The sequence below is a fragment of the Kocuria salsicia genome, assembly GCF_007681555.1.
Lineage (GTDB): Bacteria > Actinomycetota > Actinomycetes > Actinomycetales > Micrococcaceae > Kocuria > Kocuria salsicia.
Genome location: NZ_VELE01000001.1, coordinates 753,022 through 768,986, shown reverse-complemented (window position 1 = coordinate 768,986; position 15,965 = coordinate 753,022). Strand labels below are relative to the sequence as shown.

Sequence of the window (15,965 nt, the reverse complement as noted above, 5' to 3'; positions counted from 1 at the left end):
TCGGGGGAGGCGGGGAACTAAGATCGGGACCGAGAACAGTGAACGAGACGTTCGCTCCGCCAGGTCACCAGGAGGACGCCATGACCGCCCAGCAAGAACCGGCGCGGGAGAACCTGCGCGAGTTCATCGACAAGCTCGTGGACCAGGGCTACACGGTGCGGGACGGGCAGTCGCCGGACCCGGACCTGATCGATCCGGGTGGAAGCGCCGTGGAGACCTGGCGCGAGGGGTACCCCTACGACGAGCGGATGTCCCGGGAGGACTACGAGCTCGAGAAGTACCAGCTGCAGATCGAGCTGCTGAAGTTCCAGTACTGGGGCCAGGACAACGACCTCAAGCACGTGATCGTCTTCGAGGGCCGCGACGCCGCGGGCAAGGGCGGGACCATCAAGCGCTTCACCGAGCACCTGAACCCCCGCGCGGCCCGCGTGGTGGCGCTGAACAAGCCCTCGGACCGCGAGCAGGGCCAGTGGTACTTCCAGCGCTACATCCAGCACCTGCCCACCAACGGGGAGATCGTGCTCTTCGACCGCTCCTGGTACAACCGCGGCAACGTGGAGCGCGTGATGGGCTTCTGCACGGACGAGCAGTACGAGAGCTTCATGCTGCAGGCGCCCGTGTTCGAGAAGATGCTCGTGGACTCGGGCATCCACCTCACCAAGTTCTGGTTCTCGGTGACCCAGCACGAGCAGCGCACCCGCTTCGCGATCCGCCAGATCGACCCGGTGCGCCGCTGGAAGCTCTCGCCCATGGACCTCGCCTCCCTGGACCGCTGGGAGGACTACACCGTGGCCAAGGAGGAGACCTTCCGCCGCACGGACACGGACCACGCCCCGTGGATCACCATCAAGTCCAACGACAAGAAGCGGGCGCGGCTCAACGCCATGCGCTTCTTCCTCAACCAGTTCGACTACGAGGACAAGGACACCTCCGTGGTGTACCCGCCGGATCCGCTGATCGTGCGCCGCGGCCGCGACGCCGTGGACGACTGAGCGCCAGCCCCATGCTGCGGGCCCACGTGGCGGCACCAGTCGCGGCGTTCGTCCTCCTGCGCCACTCCGAGGACGGCTGGTGGCGCCTCGTGGCGGCCGCCGTGCACGTGCTCTTCACCGCGGTGGAGCTGCTGCGCGCGGTGCTCGTGCCGTGGCACGCGCTGCGCCCCGTTCCCCAGGCCCATCTCCTGCCCCCGCGCACCTGGTCACCGGTGCGCGTCATAGCCCGACGAGGACCGCCCGCTCTCTCGATCTGAGCGGTCCATTCCCGGTGCCACCCCGGACGCACTGTCCCCGGGGTGGCACCGGTCCGTTCTCGTCGAGAGGTGATTCACCATGTCCACGACCCTGAACGCGCGAGCGTCCGCGCGGGCCCGCCCGCACCCCACCACTGCCTGGCTGCTGCGCCGCCTGCACGTCTGCACCGGTATCCTCGTGGGTCCTTTCCTGGTGGTCGCCGCGGTCACCGGCACCCTGTACGTGTTCACCCCGAAGTTCGGGAGAGCGGTCTACGCGGACGCGTTCACCAGCACCGTCTTCTCCGAGCCGCGCACTCTGGACCGGCAGGTCGAGACGGCGCAGCGGGTCGTGGGCACGACCGAGTCACCGGTGAACGTGCGTCCCGCATCCGGTGGCGGAACCACACACGTGATGTTCGCGGACCCCGCGCTGGGCACCGGGGAGTCCCGCGCCGTGTTCGTCGACCCCCGGCACGGGTCGCGTAAAAAGTGGCATGACCGAGTACGGCACCAGCGGCGCGCTGCCCTTGCGCACCACCATCGACCGGTGCACCGGGACCTGCTGCTCGGGGGCCCCGGCCGGCTCTGCAGCGAGCTGGCGGCCACCTGGTTGTGGGCCCTCGCCCTGAGCTGGACCACTCCCAAGGTGGCCACGGACCTGGGCGGCGGGTCCGGCGGTTCCGGCGCGGCCCCCGTGGACGAGCACGCCGAGCACCACCACGGCCACCACATGCCGGCCGCGGCACCCGGTTCCTTCGACGCTGTGCTCGCGACGGCGCGGCAGGAGGGGCTGGAGGCGCAGACCGTGGAGATCAAGCCGGCCGCCTCGGACGGCGCGGCGTGGACGGTCTCCGAGAACGAGCGCTCCTGGCCCACCCAGGTGGACAGCGTGGCCGTGGACCCGCACCACCTGCAGGTCACCGACCACGTGCGGTTCTCCGAGTGGAGCCTGCCGGCAAAGCTCGCGCAGTGGGCCGTGGCCGCGCACATGGGGCTGCTGTTCGGGCTGCCCAACCAGCTCGTGCTGCTCGCGCTCGCCGCGGCGATTGTCGTGCTGGTGGTGAGCGGCTACGCGATGTGGTGGCGCCGCCGTCCCACCCGTTCCGCGGCGGCGCAGCTCGGTCCGCTGCCTCCGCGCGGTGCACTGCGGGCGGCACCCGCGTGGCTGTGGCCGGTCCTGGTCCTCGTGACCGTGGCCGTCGGCGTGTTCCTGCCGCTGCTCGGGATCTCCCTGCTGGGGTTCCTCGCGGTGCACCTGCTGCTCGCCGCCCTGGCACGACGCCGCACGGGGGCCGCCGCGCGCGGCTGAGCGGCCTCCGCGTTCGGGCTCGGCCCGATGTGGCATGAACAAGGCCGTGGGCCCCACCGTCCGGTGGGGCCCACGGCCTTGTCGCGCAGGGGAGCCGCTCAGGCGGCGTCGGCGAAGTTGTGCCGGTCCACCAGTGCCCAGGAGGCCCCCGCGTTCACGGCGGTGACGGCCAGGACGGACGGCCACGCGCCCATCTTCTTGGCGAGCGGGTGGGAGAGCCCGAAGCCCGCGATGTACAGGGTGGAGAGCCCCGCGGTGGTCGCCGGTCCGGCGGAGGCCAGCCACGTGCGCCCCGCGGCCACGCCGCACGCGAGCAGCGCCACGCCGCCCAGCGAGCGGACCTTGGTCAGGCGGGCCACGCCGTAGCCGCCGATCAGCCCGGCGGCCACGAGAACGGAGCTCGGCACGGCCACCGGCGAGGGCAGCGCGGCGTCGAGGTTCTTCAGGGTGTCGGTGGTGCTCATCTCAGTTGTTCCCTCCCAGGAAGTTCTGCAGTCGGGCGAGTCCCTCGGCGAGGTCGTCGTCGCCCAGGGCGTAGGACAGGCGCAGGTAGCCGGACGGTCCGAAGGCCTCGCCGGGGACCACGGCCACCTCCGCCTTCTCGAGGATCAGCTCCGCGAGCTCGGCGGAGGTCTGCGGGGTGACGCCGTCGAACTCGCGCCCCAGCAGCGCGGTGACGTCCGGGTACGCGTAGAACGCGCCGGTGGGCACGGGGCAGTTCACGCCGTCGATGGCGTTGAGCCCGTCCACGATGGTGCGACGACGCCGGTCGAAGGCCTCGCGCATGGCCTCCACCTGGTCCATGGGCCCCTCCAGGGCGGCCAGGGCGGCGGCCTGCGCCACGTTGTTGACGTTGGAGGACAGGTGGGACTGCAGGTTGGTCGCGGCCCTCACCACGTCCTTGGGCCCCACGAGCCAGCCCACGCGCCACCCGGTCATCGCATAGGTCTTGGCCACGCCGTTGAGCAGGATCAGGTTCTCGTGCAGCTCGGGCACGGCCTGGGCCATGGAGACGAACTCCACGCCGTCGTAGGTCAGGTGCTGGTAGATCTCGTCGCTGATCACGAAGATGCCCTTGGCGGCGGCCCACTCGCCGATCGCCCGGGTCTCCTCCGCGGTGTACACGGAGCCGGTGGGGTTGGACGGGGAGCAGAACAGCAGCGCCTTGGTGCGCGGCGTCCACGCCTGCTCCAGCTGCTCGGGCGTGACCTTGTAGTCGCTCTCAGCACCCGCGAAGACCTCCACCGGGTTGCCCCCGGCCAGCCGGATCGCCTCCGGGTAGGTGGTCCAGTAGGGAGCGGGCAGCAGGACGTCGTCGCCGTCGTCGACGACGGTCTGGAACGCCTGGTAGACCGCCTGCTTGCCGCCGTTGGTCACCAGCACCTGCGAGTCTTCGACCTCCCAGCCGCTGTCCCGGGCGGTGGCGCGCGCGATCGCCGCGCGCAGCTTCGGCTGACCGGCAGCGGGGGAGTAGCGGAAGTTCGCGGGCTCCCGCAGCGCCTGGGCCGCCGCGTCCACGATGTCGTCCGGAGTGGAGAAGTCCGGCTCGCCGGCGCCGAAGCCGATCACCGGCCGTCCCTGCGCCTTCAGCGCCTTGGCCTTGGCGTCCACGGCGAGGGTCGCGGACTCGGCGATCGCCCCGATCCGGCGCGAGATCCGCTGCTGCGATGGTGACATGGTGATCAACTCTCCTGGCTGGCTGGATGTCGGGCCGCGGTGCCGGACCCGGACGCTGCCTCCACTCTAGGTCGCCCACCTCCGGCTTTGCACGGAACGGGGCGTGCGCGTAGCATGACTGGTTGGTGCCGCCACCCGTGCGGTCATTTCCGCGCGGGACCGTCGCTCGGGCGAACGCCCCGGTGATAGGCTCAGGCACCGTGTTCCGAGCAGCGAGGCACTCGCGGTGCGGGCACTGAAGGGCAGTGGCGCAATTGGTAGCGCAGCGGTCTCCAAAACCGCAGGTTGCAGGTTCGAGTCCTGTCTGCCCTGCTTCACGACCTATCCACGGCACACACACCACCGCCGAGCAGCTGCTTCACGCAGGGGAGAGCCGATGTCGCACACCGCCACGGGACAGACCCCTGGCCAGCCCACCGATGCGGACCGCAGGCGCGGATTCTTCGGCAGGATCTGGCTGTTCTTCCGGCAGGTCGTGGGAGAGCTCAAGAAGGTCGTCACGCCCACCCGGCGTGAACTGGTCAACTACGTCCTGGTGGTCCTGGTCTTCGTGGCATTCATGATGGTGCTGATCTCCCTGCTGGACCTCGGCTTCGGCCAGGTGGCCATCTGGCTCTTCGGTAACGGCACCCAGGCCCAGTGACCCCCTCCAGCACTTCACAGACGTCCACAGAAAGCAGGAATCCCCAGTGAGCGATCACGAGCTCGAGAACGACGCCACTCAGCCCGCACAGTCCGACGCCCCCTCGGCTGACGCTGCGCAGGACGAGTCGACGGAGAGCGTGAGCGCGGCGGAGACCGCCGGAACGGACGACGTCCAGGACGCCACCCCGGAGGCCGAGGACACCACGGCCCCGGAGCCCACTGCCGAGCAGTCCGTCCAGGAGGCGGACCTCGACGTCGCCGAGGGCGCCGTGGAGCCCGTGGCCGTTCCCACCGAGACGGTGGAGGTCACCGAGGAGACCGTCGAGGACGACGTGGACCCGGTGGCCGAGTTCAAGGCCAAGCTGCGCCGCCAGGAGGGCGACTGGTTCGTCATCCACACCTACGCCGGCTACGAGAACCGCGTGAAGACGAACCTCGAGACCCGCATCCAGTCCCTCAACATGGAAGAGGACATCTTCCAGATCGAGGTGCCCATGGAGGAGGTCGTGGAGATCAAGAACTCGCAGCGCAAGACCGTGCGCCGCGTGCGGATCCCCGGCTACGTGCTCGTGCGCATGAACCTCACGGACGCCTCCTGGGGCGCGGTCCGCCACACCCCGGGTGTCACCGGCTTCGTGGGCCAGGACGCGTACAACCCGGCGCCGCTGCGTCTGGACGAGGTCTTCGACATGCTCGCGCCCACGTTCGAGACCCCCGAGAAGGCCAAGGGCGTCGGCGAGACCGCCGGCTCCGCGTCCGGTGCCCAGGGCGGCGCCGCCCCGCAGATCACGGTGGACTTCGAGGTCGGCGAGTCGGTGATCGTGAAGGAGGGCCCGTTCGAGACGCTGCCCGCCACGATCTCCGAGATCAAGGTGGAATCCCAGCAGCTCGTGGTGCTGGTCTCCATCTTCGAGCGCGAGACCCCCGTGACCCTCGGCTTCGACCAGGTCACCAAGATCTAGTCGCCACAGACTTCGGATCTCCCCGGATGCGCTTTGGTCCGGGGCACTTCCGTCCGGTCGCCGCGCCACGGCGACCACCCGCCGTCGTACGCTCCTGTGCGGCGGTACGCACAGCCAGAAAGAGGACCATCACATGGCTCCCAAGAAGAAGAAGGTCGCAGGCCTCATCAAGCTGCAGATCCAGGCGGGTGCCGCCAACCCGGCTCCTCCCGTGGGTCCCGCGCTCGGCCAGCACGGCGTCAACATCATGGAGTTCTGCAAGGCCTACAACGCGGCCACGGAATCCCAGCGCGGCAACATCGTGCCCGTGGAGATCACGGTCTACGAGGACCGCTCCTTCACCTTCGTCACCAAGACCCCTCCGGCCGCCCAGCTGATCAAGAAGGCTGCCGGCGTGCCCAAGGGCTCCGGTGTCCCGCACACCACGAAGGTCGGCAAGATCACCATGGACCAGGTCCGTGAGATCGCCGAGACCAAGAAGGAAGACCTCAACGCCAACGACATCGACGCCGCGGCGAAGATCATCGCCGGCACCGCCCGTTCCATGGGCATCGAGGTCAACTGAGTCCCTTCCGGACTCACCAGCACGTAGACATTCGTGGCAGGGCCGAGCGCGGTCCGCAGACCACAACTGCACAAGGAGAAGAAGCAGATGGCAAAGCGCAGCAAGGCATACCGGGCAGCTGCCGAGAAGATCGAGGCGGGCAAGTTCTACGCCCCCGCCGAGGCGGTCGCCCTGGCCAAGGAACTGGCCGAAGGCAGCAAGTCGGACCCCACCGTCGAGGTGGCCATGCGCCTGGGCGTGGATCCCCGCAAGGCGGACCAGATGGTCCGCGGCACGGTGAACCTGCCCAACGGCACTGGCAAGACTGCCCGCGTGGTCGTCTTCGCCACGGGCGACAAGGCCGCTGCGGCCGAGGCGGCCGGTGCGGACTTCGTGGGCTCCGACGACCTCATCGCCAAGATCCAGGGCGGCTGGACGGACTTCGACGCCGCCGTGGCCACCCCGGACATGATGGGCAAGGTTGGTCGCCTGGGCAAGATCCTGGGTCCCCGCAATCTGATGCCGAACCCGAAGACGGGCACCGTGACCATGGACGTCACGAAGGCCGTCAACGACATCAAGGGCGGCAAGATCGACTTCCGCGTCGACAAGCACTCGAACCTGCACTTCATCATCGGCAAGGCGTCGTTCGACGCGCAGAAGCTCGCCGAGAACTACGCGGCCGCCCTGGAGGAGGTGTTTCGTCTGAAGCCCTCCGCCTCCAAGGGCCGCTACATCACCAAGGCCACCGTGGCCACCACGTTCGGTCCGGGCGTGCCCGTGGACCCGAACGCCACCGAGGTGATCCCCCAGGCGTGATCCGGTGAGGGGTGGGCGCCCAATCGGCGCCCACCCCTTCCGATCGTGGCAGCAGGGCCCGTGCCGTCCCAGGTCGGGCCCTGTTTCCATGTCCGGGAGCCGCGCCGAGTGTCGTCCCGGGCACCTGGGCGCCCCCTGGCGATCCCGCCCGGCACCCGGGGATGCCCGGGCAATCGTGATGTACTTGAGGCCGGAGTCCGTGCAGATCCGTTGCCGCGGTGCCGTTCGGGCTCGAGAACGGCAGTGAAGGAGAGCACTGTGACGCACCCGTCACCCGTACGCATCGAGCTGCTGCGCATCCCCGATGCCTTCGACGACGACGCCAGGCACACCCTCGGCGGCCTCGCCTCCCTGGTGCAGTCGTGCCGAGAGCACGTCTGGGGGACCAGCCAGCTGAGCAACGACGCGCAGGACATCTTCCGCGACCTCAAGGATCCCTACGAGCGGGTCAACATCCTGTGCGCGTACCTGGGCGACCGCCTGGTGGGCCGTGCAGAGGTGCGCATGCCGCTGCTCGAGGACACGGACATGGCCCAGATCGTGGTCCACGTGGACCCTGAGGAGACCTCGGAGGGCATCGGCCGGGGCCTGCTCGGTGCTGCCGAGCAGCTGGCGCACGGTGAATCCCGCCGTTTCCTGCGCCTCGTGACGGAGCACCCTGCCTCCGAGGCGCGGGATCCCCAGGGCCCAGGGGACGGCAGCGTGGACGGCACCACGGACGGCGGTGTGGAGACCGCCGGGCCCGTGCAGTGGCTTGAGGCCGCGGACGGTTCCGGCCGGCTGCCGGCGAGCCACCGCCAGACCCGCTTCGCCCAGCACGCCGGCTACGAGCTGCGTACCGTGAGCAGCTTCGCCCTGCTGCCCGTCCCACTGGCTGGGGACCGGCTGGACCGGCTGCACGACTCCCTGGCGGACACCCCCTTCGCGGACCACTACCGCATGCACACGTGGGTGGGGGAGGCCCCGGAGAAGCTGCTGGAGCCGCTTGCCCGGCTGCACGCGAAGATCCCCACCGACTCGTTCGTGCGCCCCCTGGTGACCGATCCCGATCCGTGGGACGGGCAGCGGGTGCGCCGCACCGAGCAGCTGCGCCAGGAGGACGGCGACCGCTCCCTCATGGCGGTCGTGGAGGACGTGCGCACGGGTGAGCTCGTGGGCATGACCGAGCTGATCCTGGCCCAGCACCAGCCCGCCCTCGCCCTGCAGGACGAGACGCTGGTGGTGCGCGAGCACCGCGGCCACCGGCTGGGCATGCGTCTCAAGCTCGCGAACCTCGAGCAGCTGGCGGTGGTGGCCCCGGAGGTCAGCACGGTCTACTCGTGGACCCACAGCGGCAACGACCGCATGAACTGGGTCAACGCCCGTCTCGGCTTCCGCGACGCCGGCCAGTCGGCCATCTGGGAGCAGGACTTCAGCATCGTCTGACCGGCGCGCTGAGGGTCACGACGCCGCAGCCTCACCGGGCCGTGCCTCGTCAGGGCAGTGCGGCCCAGGTCGCACCCACCGGTCAGCACTCGCCGAGACGGCACCCACCGGAGCAGTCCCCGCCCGAGTAGCCCCCATCCGAGCAGCCCCGGCCCGGCCAGCACTCACCGGGTGGCAGTCGTCGAGGCCGTGCCTGCCCAGGCACCGCCTCGGGCGCGGCACTCACCAGGGCAGCGGCAGCGCCGTCGTCGTGCCACCCGCAGACAGTCCGCCGCGCGGCACGCACAGCAGCCCGTCAGCGGCGCTGAGGCCGCGCAGCATGTTGGAGCCCACGGACCGGCACGGCAGCCAGCCGCCGTCCTCCGCACGCGCGGGCACGAGCCGCTCCGCGCGGCCGCCGGTGATGTCTGCCCCGGCGGTGACCGGCACGCCCGCCGCGGGTGCGCGGCCGAGGAAACCGGCCGTGAACGCGCCGCCGAGCGCCGTCATCGCTACGACCGCCCCCAGGGGATTGCCGGGCAGCGCGAGCACCGCCGCGCGCTCCGCGGCCGCGAGCAGGGTCGGGTGACCGGGCTGCATGTCGAGCTGGTCCACGAGCAGCCGCGTGCGCCGTTCGAGGAGCGGCCGGACCAGATCGGCCCGCGATCGCGAGGTGCCGCCCGTGGTGACCACGAGGTCGTGCTCGGCGCCCAGCTCCCGCAGGGCCGTCTCGAGGGCCGCGGCGTCGTCGGGCGCGCGACGGATCTCCCCCACCTCCCCGCCCAGGCCGCGCACCACGTGCGGCAGGGACATGCTGAAGGCGTCCCGCACGCGGCCCGGGCCGGGAACGCCGTGACTCAGGACCTCGGAGCCGGTGAGCAGCAGGGCCACGCGCGGAGCGCCGCGCAGGGGCAGAGCGTCCAGCCCGGCCACCGCGGCGAAGGCGGCGTGCGCGGGGGAGAGCACGGTGCCCGCGGTGAGGATCGTCTCGCCCTCCGCGCACTCCGTTCCGGCCGGGCGCACATGACGGCCCGCGAGCTCGGAGCGCGGGGCGTCGTCGGCGAGCGCCACGAGCTCCCCGTCACTCCGCGCGTACTCCTCGCGCACCACGGTGGTGGCGCCCTCGGGGATCACGCCCCCGGTGACGACGACGACGGCGGTCCCCGGCTCCAGCGCCCCGGCGGACGCGGCGCTCGGCAGGGGTGCGGACCCCTCCGTCTCATGGGCGGCGCGGTCCCCGACCAGGCGCCAGGGGCCCTCGCCGTTCACGGCGTAGCCGTCCATCGCGCTGGAGGCGTAGTGCGGCACGGCGCACACGGCCTGGACGTCGCGGGCGAGGACCCGCCCCGGGGCCTGGTCGAGCGGAAGGTCCCGGCAGACCGCCTCACCACGGGACGTGGCAAGGGCCGCCCCCGTGCGGTGCGCGTGGGCCGTGGCGGCCTCCCGGGAGGCGTGGTGCAGGGTGTGGAGCTCCTGCGCCCACGGGGGATTCGGCGGAGGTGTCATCGGGGGCTCTCTTCTCGGGGGACTGTCGGCGGGCCCGTTCTCATCCCCCCGCGAAGGGTGGCAGCACGTCCACGGTGGCACCGGGGGAGACCGGGGCCTGGGGATCGCGGGCGGCCACCGAGTCCACGAGCCACGAGCAGCGCGGCAGCACCTGCGCGAGCGCGGGCTCCCCTGCGGGCGGGACGGGGTGCAGGGACACGAGCAGCTGCTGCAGCTCGTCCCGGGTGACGGCGGTGTGCGAGGCCACGTGCTCCTCGGGAACCCCGGCGGCGGCTGCGGCGGCGGCGAAGTAGCGGACCAGCACGGCTCAGCCCCCGATCGCGCTCATGCTGCGGTCCGGCTGCACGTAGTCCCCGGAGTCCAGACCGGTGTGGTCCATGCCGTGGGCGCGCGGCTTGACCCACATGGCCTCGCGCCAGCGCTGGGCCACGGCGTCGTCGGACGCGCCCTCGCGCAGCAGGTGCATGAGGTCGGTCTCGTGGTGGGAGAACAGGCACGAGCGCACGTGGCCCTCGGCGGTGATGCGCGTGCGGGTGCAGTCCTCGCAGAACGGCTCGGTGACCGAGGCGATGATCCCCACCGTCCCCAGCACGGGCCCGCCCCCGAGCGCCCGCACGAGGTACTTCTCCGCCGGGGCGCCGGCGCGGGGCGCGGTGTCCTCGGAGAGGTCGAACTGCGTGGCGAGACGCTCCCGGATCTCGGCGGCGGTCACCATGTCCGTGCGCGTCCACCCGTGGTCCGCGTCCAGGGGCATCTGCTCGATGAACCGCAGGTCGCACGAGTTCTCGAGCGCCCAGCGCAGCAGCTCGGGTGCCTCGTGGTCGTTGATGCCGCGCATCAGCACGGCGTTGAGCTTCACGGGGCTCATCCCCGCCTGCTGCGCCCCGGCCACACCGGCCAGGGCCTCGGTGAGCTTTCCCCGGCGCGCCAGAGTCCGGTAGGTCTCCGCGCACAGGGTGTCGAGGGAGACGTTCACGCGGGTCATCCCGGCGTCCACGAGGCCCTGCGCGCGAGCGGCCAGCCCGATGCCGTTGCTGGTCATGGAGATGGGCAGTCCCGGCAGGCGTTCGTGCAGCGCGCCCACGAGCTCCTCGAGGTCCGGGCGGATGAGGGGCTCACCACCGGTGAGGCGGATCTCGCGGACCCCGAACTCGCGCACGGCGATGGCCGCGAGACGCACCACCTCCGAGGCGCTGAGCAACGACTCCCGCGGCAGCCACTGCATCCCCTCGGCGGGCATGCAGTACGTGCAGCGCAGGTTGCACTTGTCGGTGAGGGAGATCCGCAGGTCCGTGGCGGTGCGCCCGAAGCGGTCCGTCAGCGGACCCTGCGTGGGCACCCCGCGCGTGGGAAGGACCTGGGGACTACCGAGGAAGACGGACATGCTCCCAGTGTAGGAGGGCTGTCCAACGGGTCGGCCGGGCCCGGGCGGTGTGGGCGGAGGCGGCCGTGCGGTGGGTGGCTACCCTGGAGGCATGGCCCGCAGCATCGAATCCCACCAGCGCGCCCTGCGCGCTCTGCTCGCCCGGACGCACGGCCCGGGCGACGACGCCGTGGCGCTGCCGCTCGCGCAGGCGGCCGGCCGGGTGCTCGCCGAGGACCTCCTGGCGCCCCTGGACCTGCCCCCGCACACGAACTCCCAGATGGACGGCTTCGCCGTGCGGGTCGCGGACCTCGCCGCCACGCCTGAGAGCGGGACGGCACCTGGGGACGGGACCGAGCCCGGTGCTGGGACCGCGCGCGGGAACGGCACCGCGGCCGGGTCTGGGATCGAGGGCGGCGGCTCCGTGACCCTGCCCGTCCACGGCACGCGGGCCGCCGGCGCGGGGCCCGTGCACCACGAACCGGGCACGGCGACCGCGGTGATGACGGGTGCCGTGATTCCCGAGGGCGCGGACGCGGTGCTCCCCGTGGAGAGGGTGGACCCGCCGCGGTTCGACACCCCCACCATCACGGTTCCGGCCGCGCTGGCGGACACCACGGCCGAGGGGACCTTCGTGCGCCCGGTGGGCAGCGACGTCGCCCGGGGAGCCGTGGCGCTGCCCGCGGGCACCCGGCTCGGCGTGGCCGCGATCGGAGCGTGCGCCGCCCTGGGGCTCGTCGCGGACGCCACGGTGCTCGTGCGCCGCGGTCCGCGCGTGCTCGCGCTCAGCGGCGGGGACGAGGTGGTCCCCGCCGGCGCCGAGCTGAAACCGGGGACCCTCTACGACGCGAACGGTCCGCTGCTGGACGCGTGGCTGCGCGAGGCGGGCGCGGAGGACGTCGCGTGCCTGCGGGTCAGCGACGACCCCGCGCTGTTCGTGGAGCGCTTGGAGGAGGCCGTCCGCTCGTTGCGCCCGGACCTCGTGGTCACGAGCGGCGGCATCAGCGCCGGGGCCTTCGAGGTGGTGCGCCAGGGGCTCGAAGCACACGGCGAGGACGCGTGGTTCGGCCACGTGGCCGTGCAGCCGGGCGGTCCCCAGGGCCACGCCGTCTTCCGCGGGACTCCCGTGGTGTGCGTGCCGGGCAATCCCGTGAGCACGTGGGTCTCGTGCGAGGTCCTGCTGCGTGACGCGCTCGCGGCGGTCTGGGGCTGCTGCGAGGCACCGCGCTGGGGCACGGCGGTGCTCACCGAGGAAGTCCAGCCCCTCCCGGCACGCACCCAGCTGCGGCGGGGCCGCGTGATGGGTCACGACGACGCCGGGTCGGCTCGCGTCGCCCTCGTGGGCGGGGCGTCCTCGCACCTGCTCACGGCCGCCGCGCGCGCGGACGTCCTGGTGCGCATCCCGCACGGGGAAGCGCCCCTGCCCGCCGGAGCCGCGGTGGCCGTGCTGCCCGTGGCGGGAGGCGTCCTCGCGCTGGGCGGTGCGGGCGAGCCGTGCGAGCCTGGCGGGGACACGACGAGACCACGCGCCCGGTGCGCGAGCCCCGGGCTGGACCACGACACCACGCGACGAGCAGACGAGAAGGACGAAGGAGACGACGAGTGAGCGAGAACGACCCCCAGCACAACCCCCGACACGACCCTCAGCACGGCACTGACCAGGCTCCCACGGAGGCAGAGCAGGAGAGTGGCGGGCAGCAGCGGCTGACCCACGTCCGCGAGGACGGCACGGCCCACATGGTGGACGTCACGGACAAGGCGGTGACGTCCCGGGAGGCCACGGCGCAGGCCGTGCTGGTGACCCGCCCGGACGTCGTCGACCTGCTGAGCACCGGGGAGCTGCCCAAGGGGGACGCCCTCGCGGTGGCGCGCGTCGCGGGAATCATGGCCGCGAAGCGCACCCCGGACCTCGTGCCCCTGTGCCACCCCCTGCCGCTGAGCAGGGTGAGCGTGGACCTCACGCCGGGCGGGGACCGCGTGATCATCGAGGCGACCGTGCGGACCCGCGGGGTGACCGGTGTGGAGATGGAGGCGCTGACCGCCGCGAGCGTTGCGGCGCTGACGCTGTACGACATGATCAAGGCGGTGGACAAGGCGGCCACGATCACCGACACCCGGGTGCTCGCCAAGTCCGGCGGCAAGAGCGGCGACTGGAGCAGGCAGTGAGCGAGCAGGCACGAGCACACGTGGGCAGCGAGCGCCCTCCCCACCGGCACGAGGACGGCGACTTCCACCTCCAGGGGCGGCGGGCCGTGGTGCTCATCGTCTCCACGTCCGCCGCGGCGGGGACCGCGCAGGACCGCTGCGGGCCGCTGCTGGCCGCGTGGCTCGAACGCCGCGGCGTCGACGTCGCGGTGCGGGTGCTCCCGGACGGTCCCGACGTCCTCGCGACCCTGCGCGAGCTCACCGCGGACTCGGCCAGCGCGGACGCGTCGCGCTTCGTCATCACCTCCGGCGGCACGGGCTTGAACCTGGACGACGTCACCCCGGAGGCGACCGCCCGGGTGGTGGAGCGGGAGACCCCGGGGATCATGCACGCGCTGTGGAGCAAGGGGCTCGAGAAGACCCCCACCGCCGTGATGAGCCGCGGCGTGGCCGGCACGGTGGGCCAGACGTTCGTGGTCAACCTCCCGGGCTCGCGCGGCGGCGTCAAGGACGGCATGGCCGTGCTGGACCCGCTGCTGGACCACATCAGCGCCCAGCTCGAGGACGTCCACGGTCACGGAGAGGACCGCCGCGTGGCGCAGTCCGCGGACGAGATCGTCCCCGCCGGGCAGGCCTCGGAAGCGGCGGGTGATGGGGCGGCCAGCGACCGCGCCCCCTCCCTCGACACCGCGTCCCTCAACACCGCGCCCCCCAGCACCGCGTCCTCCGGGCCTGCGGCGACGAGCGCGGGCGTCACCAGCGCAGCCGCCACCGGCACCCCGGCCGCCGAACAGGGAACGGCAGCGGGCGTCGTCGTGCTCTCGGCATTGACGGCGGACCCGCTCGACGCGGAGAAGGCCCAGCGCGCCGTCGCCGATCCGGCCTGCGGCGCCGTGGTCGGCTTCAGCGGCGTGATCAGGGACCACGACGGCGGGCGCACGGGCGTCACGGGCCTGGAGTACACGGCGCACCCCACGGCGCAGGAGGTGCTGCGCGACGTCGTCGCCCTGGCCGCCGCGGCGCACCCCGGCACGCGCGTGTGGGCCGCCCACAGGATCGGCGCGCTCGCCGTAGGGGACAGCGCCCTGGAGGTGGCCGTGGCCGCCGCGCACCGTCGGGAGGCCTTCGAGGCATGCGCGGACGTGGTGGACCGGATCAAGGAGTCGGTTCCCATCTGGAAGCGCGAGAGCTTCCGAGACGGCGCCCACGCATGGGTGGGTCTGGACGACTGATGGCTGCCCGGATCATCGTGCCCGCCCGGGTCCGCACGTTCGACGCCCACGGCGAGGTCGCCGCCGGACCGGACCGGCTCGCGGGGGAGGAGCCCCTGGAGGTCCGGCTGAACGGTGAACAGTTCACCGTGACCATGCGCACCCCCGGGGACGACTTCGAGCTCGTCACCGGGCTGCTGCTGAGCGAGGCCGTCATCACGCGGATCTCCCACGTGGTGAAGATGGACTACCGCTCAGGCGTGGACCAGGACGGGCACCGCACCTACAACGTGGTGGACGTCCGCCTCGCCCCGGATGCCCCCGGCCCGCAGCGGGGGGAGCAGCGGCAGGTCTTCACATCCTCCTCGTGCGGCGTCTGCGGGACGCCCTCGCTGGACAGCGTGCTCAAACCCTCCGCGCACCCCGTGGCCCCGTCGCTCCCTCTCGTGGCGGCCGCGCGGATCGTGGCGCTGCCGGACGAGCTGCGGGAGCACCAGCGGGTCTTCGACGCAACCGGAGGGGTGCACGCCGCGGCCCTCTTCCCCGCGGCCGGGGGCGAACCGCTCGTGGTGCGCGAGGACGTGGGGCGGCACAACGCGGTGGACAAGGTGATCGGCTGGGCGGTGCAGCGCGAGCTGCTGCCGCTGGGGGACACGGTGCTGCAGGTTTCCGCGCGGGGCTCCTTCGAGCTCGTGAGCAAGGCGGCCATGGCCGGGATCCCCGTGCTCTCGGCCGTCAGCGCGCCCTCGGCGCTCGCGGTGGAGCACGGCCGGCAGCGGGGGGTGACGGTCGTGGGGTTCAACCGCCGCGGCACGTGCAACGTCTACACCCACCCGGAGCGGATCACCGGGGACTGACCCCGCCGCGTCGTCGCTCCCGTCCGCCGGGCATTTGGTCCGCTCCGCGTGCCTGGGGTACTGTGAAACCACCAAAGACCGCCGGTCATCATGCGCGCCTCGGTGCGCGTGGTCGAAGAGGTTCCCGGAGACGGGATCCGTCCAGCGCAGGTGAACCAGCACGAATCCTTCATCCGGACCTACCATGCTCACGCGTGGACGATCGGACGTGGTCGAGCCCCGGGCATCTGCGCGGGGCTTTTGTCGTGCCATCCCTCGGGGCGCGCGGAGCCGGCATCCACATGTAAGGAAG

At 72.1% G+C, this 15,965-nt stretch carries 17 protein-coding genes and 1 tRNA gene; 13 read left to right on the top strand and 5 right to left on the bottom strand.

Annotated features, from left to right (window positions below):
- The first annotated feature begins 80 nt into the window (after positions 1-80).
- From ppk2 to FS770_RS03475, 3 genes are all read left to right on the top strand, one after another.
- The gene (gene ppk2, locus FS770_RS03485; protein ID WP_172644385.1) at positions 81-992 is read left to right on the top strand and encodes a polyphosphate kinase 2; all 912 of its coding nucleotides are present in this window, start codon (positions 81-83) and stop codon (positions 990-992) included.
- 26 nt (positions 993-1,018) lie between these two features.
- Positions 1,019-1,249, top strand: coding sequence for a hypothetical protein (locus FS770_RS03480; RefSeq protein ID WP_244944714.1), 231 nt, complete (start codon positions 1,019-1,021; stop codon positions 1,247-1,249).
- Positions 1,250-1,328: 79 nt separating this feature from the next.
- Complete coding sequence (locus tag FS770_RS03475; protein ID WP_244944713.1) at positions 1,329-2,540, top strand: PepSY-associated TM helix domain-containing protein; 1,212 nt, start codon at positions 1,329-1,331, stop codon at positions 2,538-2,540.
- Positions 2,541-2,638: 98 nt separating this feature from the next.
- Here FS770_RS03475 and FS770_RS03470 read toward each other — a convergent pair whose 3' ends face one another.
- Positions 2,639-3,004, bottom strand: a complete 366-nt coding sequence (locus FS770_RS03470) for a hypothetical protein (RefSeq protein WP_055086191.1) — start codon at positions 3,002-3,004, stop codon at positions 2,639-2,641.
- 1 nt (position 3,005) lies between these two features.
- On the bottom strand, positions 3,006-4,217 hold the full coding sequence (locus tag FS770_RS03465) for a pyridoxal phosphate-dependent aminotransferase (protein WP_145009899.1): 1,212 nt from the start codon (positions 4,215-4,217) through the stop codon (positions 3,006-3,008).
- Between the two features lie 239 nt (positions 4,218-4,456).
- On the opposite strand from FS770_RS03465, the gene FS770_RS03460 reads away from it, so the two are divergent.
- From FS770_RS03460 to FS770_RS03435, 6 genes are all read left to right on the top strand, one after another.
- A tRNA-Trp gene (locus tag FS770_RS03460) sits at positions 4,457-4,529 on the top strand.
- 64 nt (positions 4,530-4,593) lie between these two features.
- On the top strand, positions 4,594-4,860 hold the full coding sequence (gene secE / locus FS770_RS03455; protein WP_055086193.1) for a preprotein translocase subunit SecE: 267 nt from the start codon (positions 4,594-4,596) through the stop codon (positions 4,858-4,860).
- Positions 4,861-4,906: 46 nt separating this feature from the next.
- Positions 4,907-5,824, top strand: a complete 918-nt coding sequence (gene nusG / locus FS770_RS03450; protein ID WP_144941733.1) for a transcription termination/antitermination protein NusG — start codon at positions 4,907-4,909, stop codon at positions 5,822-5,824.
- 133 nt (positions 5,825-5,957) lie between these two features.
- Positions 5,958-6,389 carry a 50S ribosomal protein L11 gene (gene rplK / locus FS770_RS03445; protein ID WP_055086197.1) on the top strand — a complete coding sequence of 144 codons (432 nt, stop codon included), beginning with the start codon at positions 5,958-5,960 and terminating at the stop codon, positions 6,387-6,389.
- 87 nt (positions 6,390-6,476) lie between these two features.
- On the top strand, positions 6,477-7,187 hold the full coding sequence (rplA, locus tag FS770_RS03440; protein ID WP_145009896.1) for a 50S ribosomal protein L1: 711 nt from the start codon (positions 6,477-6,479) through the stop codon (positions 7,185-7,187).
- Between the two features lie 258 nt (positions 7,188-7,445).
- Positions 7,446-8,612 carry a GNAT family N-acetyltransferase gene (locus FS770_RS03435; RefSeq protein WP_145009893.1) on the top strand — a complete coding sequence of 389 codons (1,167 nt, stop codon included), beginning with the start codon at positions 7,446-7,448 and terminating at the stop codon, positions 8,610-8,612.
- Between the two features lie 222 nt (positions 8,613-8,834).
- On the opposite strand, the gene FS770_RS03430 is transcribed toward FS770_RS03435, so the two are convergent.
- The 3 genes from FS770_RS03430 to moaA are packed head-to-tail and all read right to left on the bottom strand — an operon-like array spanning position 8,835 to position 11,481.
- Positions 8,835-10,097: a molybdopterin molybdotransferase MoeA gene (locus tag FS770_RS03430; protein ID WP_145009890.1), complete on the bottom strand. Its 1,263-nt coding sequence runs from the start codon at positions 10,095-10,097 to the stop codon at positions 8,835-8,837.
- Between the two features lie 40 nt (positions 10,098-10,137).
- Complete coding sequence (locus FS770_RS03425) at positions 10,138-10,401, bottom strand: MoaD/ThiS family protein (protein WP_094394960.1); 264 nt, start codon at positions 10,399-10,401, stop codon at positions 10,138-10,140.
- Between the two features lie 3 nt (positions 10,402-10,404).
- Positions 10,405-11,481, bottom strand: a complete 1,077-nt coding sequence (gene moaA / locus FS770_RS03420; protein WP_055085299.1) for a GTP 3',8-cyclase MoaA — start codon at positions 11,479-11,481, stop codon at positions 10,405-10,407.
- 91 nt (positions 11,482-11,572) lie between these two features.
- On the opposite strand from moaA, the gene FS770_RS03415 reads away from it, so the two are divergent.
- The 4 genes from FS770_RS03415 to fdhD all read left to right on the top strand — a co-directional run bounded on the left by FS770_RS03415 (position 11,573) and on the right by fdhD (position 15,673).
- Positions 11,573-13,066, top strand: coding sequence for a molybdopterin molybdotransferase MoeA (locus FS770_RS03415; RefSeq protein ID WP_145009887.1), 1,494 nt, complete (start codon positions 11,573-11,575; stop codon positions 13,064-13,066).
- 98 nt (positions 13,067-13,164) lie between these two features.
- Positions 13,165-13,626 carry a cyclic pyranopterin monophosphate synthase MoaC gene (moaC, locus tag FS770_RS03410; protein ID WP_055085421.1) on the top strand — a complete coding sequence of 154 codons (462 nt, stop codon included), beginning with the start codon at positions 13,165-13,167 and terminating at the stop codon, positions 13,624-13,626.
- Complete coding sequence (locus FS770_RS03405) at positions 13,623-14,837, top strand: molybdenum cofactor biosynthesis protein MoaE (protein ID WP_145009884.1); 1,215 nt, start codon at positions 13,623-13,625, stop codon at positions 14,835-14,837. Before moaC ends, FS770_RS03405 begins: the two co-directional genes overlap by 4 nt.
- Positions 14,837-15,673 (top strand): formate dehydrogenase accessory sulfurtransferase FdhD, encoded by an 837-nt coding sequence (gene fdhD, locus FS770_RS03400; RefSeq protein ID WP_145009881.1) that lies wholly within the window; start codon positions 14,837-14,839, stop codon positions 15,671-15,673. Before FS770_RS03405 ends, fdhD begins: the two co-directional genes overlap by 1 nt.
- Positions 15,674-15,965 lie beyond the last annotated feature (292 nt).